Here is a 7,392-nt window from a genome sequence, read left to right on the forward strand (position 1 = left end):
GCCCGGGTCAGCGGCGGCGTACGAGCACGAAACGCAGCGTGATGCCCGGCCGCGCCTGGGCCGCGCCCGCCAGGTCCGCCGGGTGGACCACGGCCGGGACCGGGTAGCCGCCGGTCGTGGGGTGGTCGGCCAGGAAGATCAGGGGCAGGCCGTCCGGCGGGACCTGGATCGCCCCCGACACCATTCCCTCGCTGGGGAGTTCGCCCGAGCGGGCGCGTTCCAGCGGGACTCCCTCCGTGCGCAGGCCGATGCGGTTGCTCGCCGGGGAGACCCGGTACGGCCGGGTGGTCAGGTCGCTCAGGGCCTGCGGGGTGAACCAGTCCTCGCGGGGGCCCAGCGTGATCCGCAGGACCAGCTCCGCCGGGGGAGCGGGCTGCGGGGCGCTGTCCAGCCGGGCCAAGGGTGCGGCCGGGCGGCCGAGCGGGAGCACCATGCCGTCCGCGAGGGGCGGCGGGCCCAGGCCCGACAGCAGGTCCGTGGCCCGGCTGCCGAGCACCGGCTCCACCGCGACCCCGCCCCCGAACGCGACGTAGCTCCGCACCCCCGCCACCGCCGCCCCCACCTCCAGCACCTGGCCCGCCGCCACTCGGACCGGCGCGCCCCAGGGCGCCGGGCGGCCGCCCACCGTCACCGGGCAGGGCGCGCCGCCCACGGCGACGGTGACCGCCGAACGGGCGCTGACGGCGCACCCGTCGAGCGTCGTCTCCAGTACGGCCGCGTCCGGGGAGTTGCCGGCCAGCCGGTTGACGAGCGCGGCGGCGGGCGGGTCGAGCGCGCCGGAACGGGGGACGCCCAGGTGGGCGTGGCCGGGCCGCCCCCGGTCCTGCACGGTCGTCAGCGCGCCCGCCCGCACCACCACCAGCGCACGGTCCGTCACGCGTCCTCCACCGGGACGAAGCGCACACGCGTGCCCGGCGCCAGCAGGGCGGCCGGTTCCCGCGCGGTGTCCCACAGCACGGCGTCCGTACGGCCGATCAACTGCCAGCCGCCTGGCGACGAGCGCGGGTACACGCCGGTGTACGGCCCGGCCAGCGCGACCGATCCGGCCGGGACGGACGTGCGCGGGGTGGACCGGCGCGGCACGTACCGGTGCTCCGGCAGGCCGGTGAGGTAGCCGAAGCCCGGCGTGAAGCCGCAGAAGGCCACCGTGAACGCGGTGTCCGCGTGGATGCCGGCCACCTCGCGCGCCGACACGCCCCAGCGGGCGGCGACCTCCGCGAGATCCGGGCCGTCGTAGCGCACCGGGAGTTCGACCGGGGCGGCGACGGCCGGGGGAACGGGCGGCGGTTCGGCGGCGGTGAGTTCGGCGGCCCGTCGTACCGGGTCGTCCAGGCCGTCGAGCAGGACCGTACGGGCCGCCGGGACGATCTCGCGGGCGGACAGCGAACCCTCCGCGCGCCGCCGCAGCAGCTCGGCGTGCAGCGCCCGCACCTGCTCCGCCGTGGCGACCTCCACCAGCAGCGCGGGTTCGCCCACCGGCAGCGCTCTCATGCGAACGCCTCCACCGGCACGCCCGCCGAGGCCAGCCGGTCCCGTACCCGCCGGGCCAGCCCGACCGCGCCGGGGGTGTCGCCGTGCAGGCACAGGGAACGGGCCCGTACCCGGACGCGGGCCCCCGAGAGCGCGTCCACCTCGCCGGAGCGGGCGAGGTCCAGCGACCGCGCCACCACCACCTCCGGATCGCTGACCACGGCACCCTCCCGGTCGCGCGGTACGAGCGTGCCCTCGTCGGTGTAGGCGCGGTCCGCGAACGCCTCCGGGACGCCGCGCAGGCCCGCCTGCGCGGCCGCCTCCAGCAGACGCGAGCCGGGCAGTCCCAGCACCGGCAGCCGGGCATCGGCGAGGAGCACCCCCTCGACCACGGCGCGGGCCTGCTCCTCGTCCCGTACGACCCGGTTGTAGAGCGCGCCGTGCGGCTTGACGTAGGCCACGCGGGCGCCCGCCGCGCGGGCGAACACCTCCAACGCGCCGATCTGGTAAGCGACTTCGGCCGTCAGCTCGGCAGACGGCACGTCCATCGCGCGACGGCCGAAACCGGCGAGGTCCCGGTAGGACACCTGGGCGCCGATCGTCACCCCGCGCGCGGCCGCCAGTTCGCACACCCGGCGCATGGTGGCCGCGTCCCCGGCGTGGAACCCGCAGGCCACATTGGCGCTGGTGACGACGGACAGCAGCCCCTCGTCGTCGGTCAGCCGCCATCGGCCGAAGCCCTCTCCGAGGTCGGCGTTGAGATCGACCGGTCCGATCGCGGTCATGGGGCGGGTACCTCCTCGGGTACGCGGTTCGGTCGAGGCCGAAGCGTGCGGAGGGGCGGGGTTCGGTGAGCGGTGCGGTGCGGGTCCTGTGGGGGAGACCATGCGGAATATTGTAGAGGATCGTTGAACAATCTTTCCATAGGTGCGTTGTCCTGCCTCGTGCCGTGCGGTTGAATTCCGGGCATGGCAGAGCATCCGAGCCGACTTGCCGAAGACCGGGTCCTCCTGGGCCGTACCAGCACCGCCGAACGCGTCTCCGACATCCTCCGGAGCCGGATCGCGGAGGGCTACTTCCCGCCCGGCACCCGGCTGTCGGAGGACAGCATCGGCGGCGCCCTCGGGGTGTCCCGCAACACCTTGCGCGAGGCGTTCCGGCTGCTCACCCATGAACGGCTGCTGGTCCACGAACTCAACCGGGGCGTCTTCGTCCGGGTGCTGAGCGTCGCGGACGTGGAGGACATCTACCGCACCCGCGCCCTGGTCGAGTGCGCCGTCGTACGCGGCCTCGGCGAGCCCCCGTACGCCCTCGAAGGACTTGCCGGCGCGGTCGCCGAGGGAGAGTCCGCCGCGCGGGAGAGTGACTGGAAATCGCTGGGTACGGCCAACTTCCACTTCCACCGGGAACTGGTCGCGCTGGCCCGCAGCGAGCGCACCGACGAACTGATGCGCGGCGTCTTCGCCGAACTCCGGCTCGCCTTCCACCACGTGGACCACCCGCGCCGCCTCCACGAGCCCTACCTCGCCCGCAACCGCCGGCTCCTCGACGCCCTGCGTGCCGGAGACCGCGGCGGGGCGGAGGAACTGCTGTCGACCTACCTGGCCGACTCCCTCGAACGGGTGCTTGAGGTCTACCGGCGCCGGATCGACGAGGAGTGAGGCCCCCGCCGGGGAGCCTCTCGCGCCGCTGCGACGGCCGTCGCTTCCGCACCGTTTGGGTTGTTGTCGGACCGAGGACCTAATCTGTGCACCGTGACTTCGCCTGCACCGACGGACCGCGTTCCGCCCCAGCTCAGCGCGGCGCCGCGCCCCGCACCGGGCCCGGCCGCCGACGAGGGGCTGGCGCGGCGGCTGCGCGCGCTCGCGTGCACGGCCCCGCTGCACGACCTGGACGCCCGCAAGGCCAACCTCGCCGGTGAGTACTCGACGTACGGCATGGCCGAGGTGGCGCTCGCCGCCATCGACCTCGTCACGCTCAACATGGACTTCGACACCGGCGCCGACCACGAGCAGATCGTCGCCCGCCTCGTCCCCCGCATCGCCGCCCAGGCCCCGCACCGCACCACCGCCGAACACGGGCGCGTGGCCCGCTGGGTGCTGGAGAACCTGATCAACGTCGGCAGCGCCGACCGGGGCTTCCGCGCGGTGTACGGCACCTTCGCCTCCGACGGCAGCTATGTCCGCCGCGACTACGACTTCAAGCTGATCGAAGAGGTCCCCGGCCCCGGCGGCACGGTGTACCTCCGGACCACCGACGAAGCCGTCAACGTCCTGGTCGGCGCCCTCGACACCGACGTCACCAGCGCCCAGATCGCCGCCGAGGTCAAGCTCGAGGTGCTGATCAGCCGGGGCCGGCTGGCCGACGCCCAACTCGCCGCCGAGCAGGCCCGCTACCGCACCGTGCAGTACTCCGAGACCCTGCGCCGCGCCCTGGACGCCACCCGGCGCGACGTCCGCGCGGTCGACTGGCTCAACTCCGTGCCCGACATGATCGCCGAGGCGCTGGACCACGTGGCCGACCGCTACCGCCACGAGAACGCGATCCTCACCAACATCCGCAAGGCCCGCGACGAGTCCGAGGAGCCCGAGCACAAGCGGCGCGCCGCCGAGCTGGTCGACATCGTCAAGGACTGCATCCGGCGCCACACCCAGCTCCAGTCCCGGCTGCTCGAGGCGGGGCCGCTGTTCCGCGCCGAGCAGGACCGGCAGGCGTTCGCCACGTCCGCGGGAGCCTCCGCCATGGACCTGTACGGGCAGCTGGTCGCGCCGGTGCTGCCGTTGCCGCTCCAGCAGGCGATCCGGGTCACCGACGCGTTCTTCGCCGGCGGGGTGGGGCCGCGTACGCCGGTGGCGGTGCGGGTGGGGGACCTGGTCGACATCCTGCTGACACCGCCGGTCGAGCGGGAGCATCTCGGGGCGGAGATGCCGGAGCCCGACCTCATCGCCACGCCGGACGACAGCCGGTTCTCGGAGGAACAGGTCGCCGCCGCCAGGGCTTTGCTGGAGCTGCCGCCCGACGCTCCTCGGAGGCTGTCGGGGCTGTTGGCCGATGCCCGGACGGCTGCGGGGTTCGAGCTGGCGTACCTGGTCGCGCTGATGGCCATTCATGCGGCCAGTCCCGCGGTGGGGACCGCTTACCGGCAGGGGGAGGCGAAGTTGCTGTTCGCCGTCGATGACGGCGCCGAGCTGGACGATCCCGACTTCGGTGGGGCGGATCTGATCGTGGGGACCGCCTTGTTGGACGCGGTGGGGATGGCCGGCGATCGGGCGGTGGCCGGGTGAGTGGCCTTCCCGCCGTCGAGGCTCCCCGCGCCCGAGCGGCGGAGCCGCGTGATCCAACGCGGCCCCGCGCCCCTGGGCGGGCTCCGGTCGCCCCCTGTTTCGAGTTCAAGGAGTCTGCGTCGTGACCGAGCACGCCGAGTGGAACGACGTCGAAGCGCCGGCGCCGCCGCCTGCCGTCACCCCCGCCGACGCCGCCGACGCGGCTCGGCTCGTGGCGTTCGGGCTGCAGCCGAAGCTCCAGCCCGCGCGGGATCAGGAGTACACCGAGCTGCTGCGGCGGTACCGCGAGGACGGGGCGTTCGCGCGGCTGGCCGACGCCGTGGCCACCGGACTCGGGCTCGTCGTGCTGGAGGTGTCGCCCCGGGCCGGGATGGCCGTGACGGCCGCCGAGGACTCGGTGTTCGCGGTGCGGATGGGCGACTACGCCCGCCGTACCGCCGCCGACTCCGCCGACCGCTTCCTGCACGGCCTGGCCCACCTGTCCGTCGCCGCGCTGGCCTTCCCGCGCCCCGAGGACCTGGCCGACGACTCCTACATCGGGCGCGTCACGGTCAACGGCGTGGACGCCTTCGTACGGCAGGCGTGCCGCAGGCTGGAGGAGCGGGCCGCGCGGTCTGGGGAGAACACCGACCCGGTCACCGACGCCCCCGGCCTGGAGGCCGCCTGGCGTATCTGGGCCCGGCGCAGCGCCACCGGCGCCACCAAGGACGCCCGCCGCCCGGCCGCCTCCACCACCGGCATCGTCGCCAAGGCGCTCGGCTTCCTCACCGACTCCGGCTTCCTCCAGCGCACCGGCGACGACCACGGCGGCACCTACCGCACCACCGCCCGCCACCAGCTCCAGGTACGGGACGTGGCGGGCGCCGCAGCCCTCACCGAACTGCTCGAACTGGGCGTCGTGACCGAGACCGGAGGCACCGCCACCCTGCTGCCCGCCGAGGACACCGACGACCTGGACCTGGTGGCCGACGCCGGACTGCCCTTCCACTCCTGACCCGCTCCCCGAACCACCGCACCTTTTCGAAGACTTACGACGAGAGTCCGCCATGTACGAGCTGTCCCGCGTCCGCCTCTACTCCATCGGGCCCGCCGGCGCGCGCTACGCCGACACCGTGCTCGACCTGCGCGGCGTGGGCGCCCCCGTGCCCGATCCGGCGCCCACCCAGGCGGAGTTCTTCGAGGAGGAGCCGGTCGGCCCGCCGCGCCGCCCCGCGCCCGCCGGTGTGCTGTTCCTGGAGAACGGCGGCGGCAAGTCCGTCCTGCTCAAGCTGATCTTCTCGGTGATGCTGCCCGGCCACCGCAACACCCTGGGCGGCGCCAGCTCCGGCGTGCTGCGCAAGTTCCTGCTCGCCGACGACTGCGGGCATGTCGCGCTGGAGTGGCAGCACGTGCAGACCGGAGCGTGCGTGGTCGTCGGCAAGGTCAGCGAGTGGCGCGGTCGCCAGGTCTCGGGCGACCCGCGCAAGTTCGCCGAAGCCTGGTACTCCTTCCGGCCCGGCCCCGGTCTCAGCCTGGACAGCCTGCCCGTCGCCGAGTCCACCGCCGTACGGCCGCTCGTGGAGGGCGCCTCCGGGGCGCGGGGGCGCCGCCGCACCATGAAGGGCTTCCGGGACGCCCTCACCGAGGCGGGCAAGAGCTACCCGCACCTGGAGGCGCACTGGGAGGAGACCCACGAGCGCTGGACCGAGCACCTCGGCGACCTGGGCCTCGACCCCGAACTCTTCCGCTACCAGAGGGAGATGAACGCCGACGAGGGCGAGGCGGCCGGCCTCTTCGCGGTCAAGAAGGACTCCGACTTCACCGACCTGCTGCTGCGCGCCGTCACCGACACCCGTGACACCGACGGCCTCGCCGACCTCGTCAGCGGGTTCGGCAACAAGCTGGGCCGCCGCGCCGAACTCATCGCGGAACGCGACTTCACGGCCGGTTCGGCCGACCTGCTCGGCCGGATCGTCGACGCGGCCGACGCCCGCACCCGCGCGCGGGACGTGCACACCGGCGCCGAGCGCCGCACCCGTACCCTGGCCCGGCGGCTGTCCGCGCGGGGCGTGCGCGAGCGGGTCCGCGCAACCGACCTCGCCCAGCGGGTCACGGCCGCCGCCCAGGCGGTCACCCACTCCGAGGGCGCCCGCGGGCGCAGCTCCCTGGTCGCGGCCGAACTCGCCTATCGGCACGCCTCGTTGGCGCTGGCCGCCGCCGAGAAGACCGCCGCCGCGCAGAAGCGCGAACTGGCCGACGCCCGCACCCTGTACTCCGCCTGGCAGGCCGCCGAGGCCGTGCTGCGCCACCGCGCCGCCGCCGACCGGGCGGCCAGGGTCTCCGCCGCCATCCAGGAGGCCGAGCGGGACGCCGCACCCGCGCTCGCCGCCCGCGCCAAGGCCGCCGTCGACCTCGTACGCGCCCTGCACGCCGCCGCCGGGAACGCCGACGCGCTCGCCAACGAGGAGGAGGAGCGCTCCGCCGCTCTCCAGGAGGTCAGCGACGGCGCGTACCGCGACTCCACCTCCGCCGCCACCGACGCCCAGCGGGCCCGCAGCGAGATCGGGCACCTGCGTCAGCGCCTCGCGGAGGTCGAGCAGGAGACGGCCGAGGCGGTCCGCGCGGGCTGGCTCGACGACAGCGCCCCCGAATCCGACCC

General features: G+C 74.7%; 6 protein-coding genes and 1 pseudogene. 4 read left to right on the forward strand and 3 right to left on the reverse strand.

Translation table 11 applies throughout. The features are described 5' to 3' along the window. Nucleotides 1-7 precede the first annotated feature (7 nt). From ACFWN1_RS30260 to ACFWN1_RS30270, 3 genes are read right to left on the reverse strand one after another with little or no spacing between them, the layout of a single operon-like run. Nucleotides 8-877 (reverse strand): biotin-dependent carboxyltransferase family protein, encoded by an 870-nt coding sequence (locus tag ACFWN1_RS30260; RefSeq protein ID WP_384368939.1) that lies wholly within the window; start codon nucleotides 875-877, stop codon nucleotides 8-10. Further along, nucleotides 874-1,491, reverse strand: coding sequence for an allophanate hydrolase subunit 1 (locus ACFWN1_RS30265; protein ID WP_384368941.1), 618 nt, complete (start codon nucleotides 1,489-1,491; stop codon nucleotides 874-876). The genes ACFWN1_RS30260 and ACFWN1_RS30265 overlap by 4 nt, the downstream gene beginning before the upstream one ends. Then, nucleotides 1,488-2,255 (reverse strand): LamB/YcsF family protein, encoded by a 768-nt coding sequence (locus ACFWN1_RS30270; protein WP_384368944.1) that lies wholly within the window; start codon nucleotides 2,253-2,255, stop codon nucleotides 1,488-1,490. The genes ACFWN1_RS30265 and ACFWN1_RS30270 overlap by 4 nt, the downstream gene beginning before the upstream one ends. Before the next feature lie 183 nt (nucleotides 2,256-2,438). Here ACFWN1_RS30270 and ACFWN1_RS30275 point away from each other — a divergent pair, with 183 nt between their 5' ends. The 4 genes and pseudogenes from ACFWN1_RS30275 to ACFWN1_RS30290 all read left to right on the forward strand — a co-directional run. Next, a complete protein-coding gene (locus tag ACFWN1_RS30275; RefSeq protein WP_384368947.1) occupies nucleotides 2,439-3,131 on the forward strand; it encodes a GntR family transcriptional regulator in 693 nt (230 codons plus the stop codon). Between the two features lie 93 nt (nucleotides 3,132-3,224). After that, complete coding sequence (locus ACFWN1_RS30280) at nucleotides 3,225-4,754, forward strand: hypothetical protein (RefSeq protein WP_384368950.1); 1,530 nt, start codon at nucleotides 3,225-3,227, stop codon at nucleotides 4,752-4,754. Nucleotides 4,755-4,875: 121 nt separating this feature from the next. Beyond that, nucleotides 4,876-5,748 carry a hypothetical protein gene (locus tag ACFWN1_RS30285; RefSeq protein WP_384368953.1) on the forward strand — a complete coding sequence of 291 codons (873 nt, stop codon included), beginning with the start codon at nucleotides 4,876-4,878 and terminating at the stop codon, nucleotides 5,746-5,748. A gap of 52 nt (nucleotides 5,749-5,800) precedes the next feature. Further along, a pseudogene (locus ACFWN1_RS30290) lies at nucleotides 5,801-7,392 on the forward strand (hypothetical protein); the annotation flags it as partial.

Source organism: Streptomyces sp. NPDC058459, from assembly GCF_042721685.1.
GTDB lineage: Bacteria > Actinomycetota > Actinomycetes > Streptomycetales > Streptomycetaceae > Streptomyces.

Excerpts from the sequence above, each read along its gene's own strand:
- ACFWN1_RS30265 (WP_384368941.1), bottom strand. The coding sequence starts at position 1,491 with ATGAGAGCGCTGCCGGTGGGCGAACCCGCGCTGCTGGTGGAGGTCGCC.
- ACFWN1_RS30270 (WP_384368944.1), bottom strand. The coding sequence starts at position 2,255 with ATGACCGCGATCGGACCGGTCGATCTCAACGCCGACCTCGGAGAGGGC.
- ACFWN1_RS30275 (WP_384368947.1), top strand. The coding sequence starts at position 2,439 with ATGGCAGAGCATCCGAGCCGACTTGCCGAAGACCGGGTCCTCCTGGGC.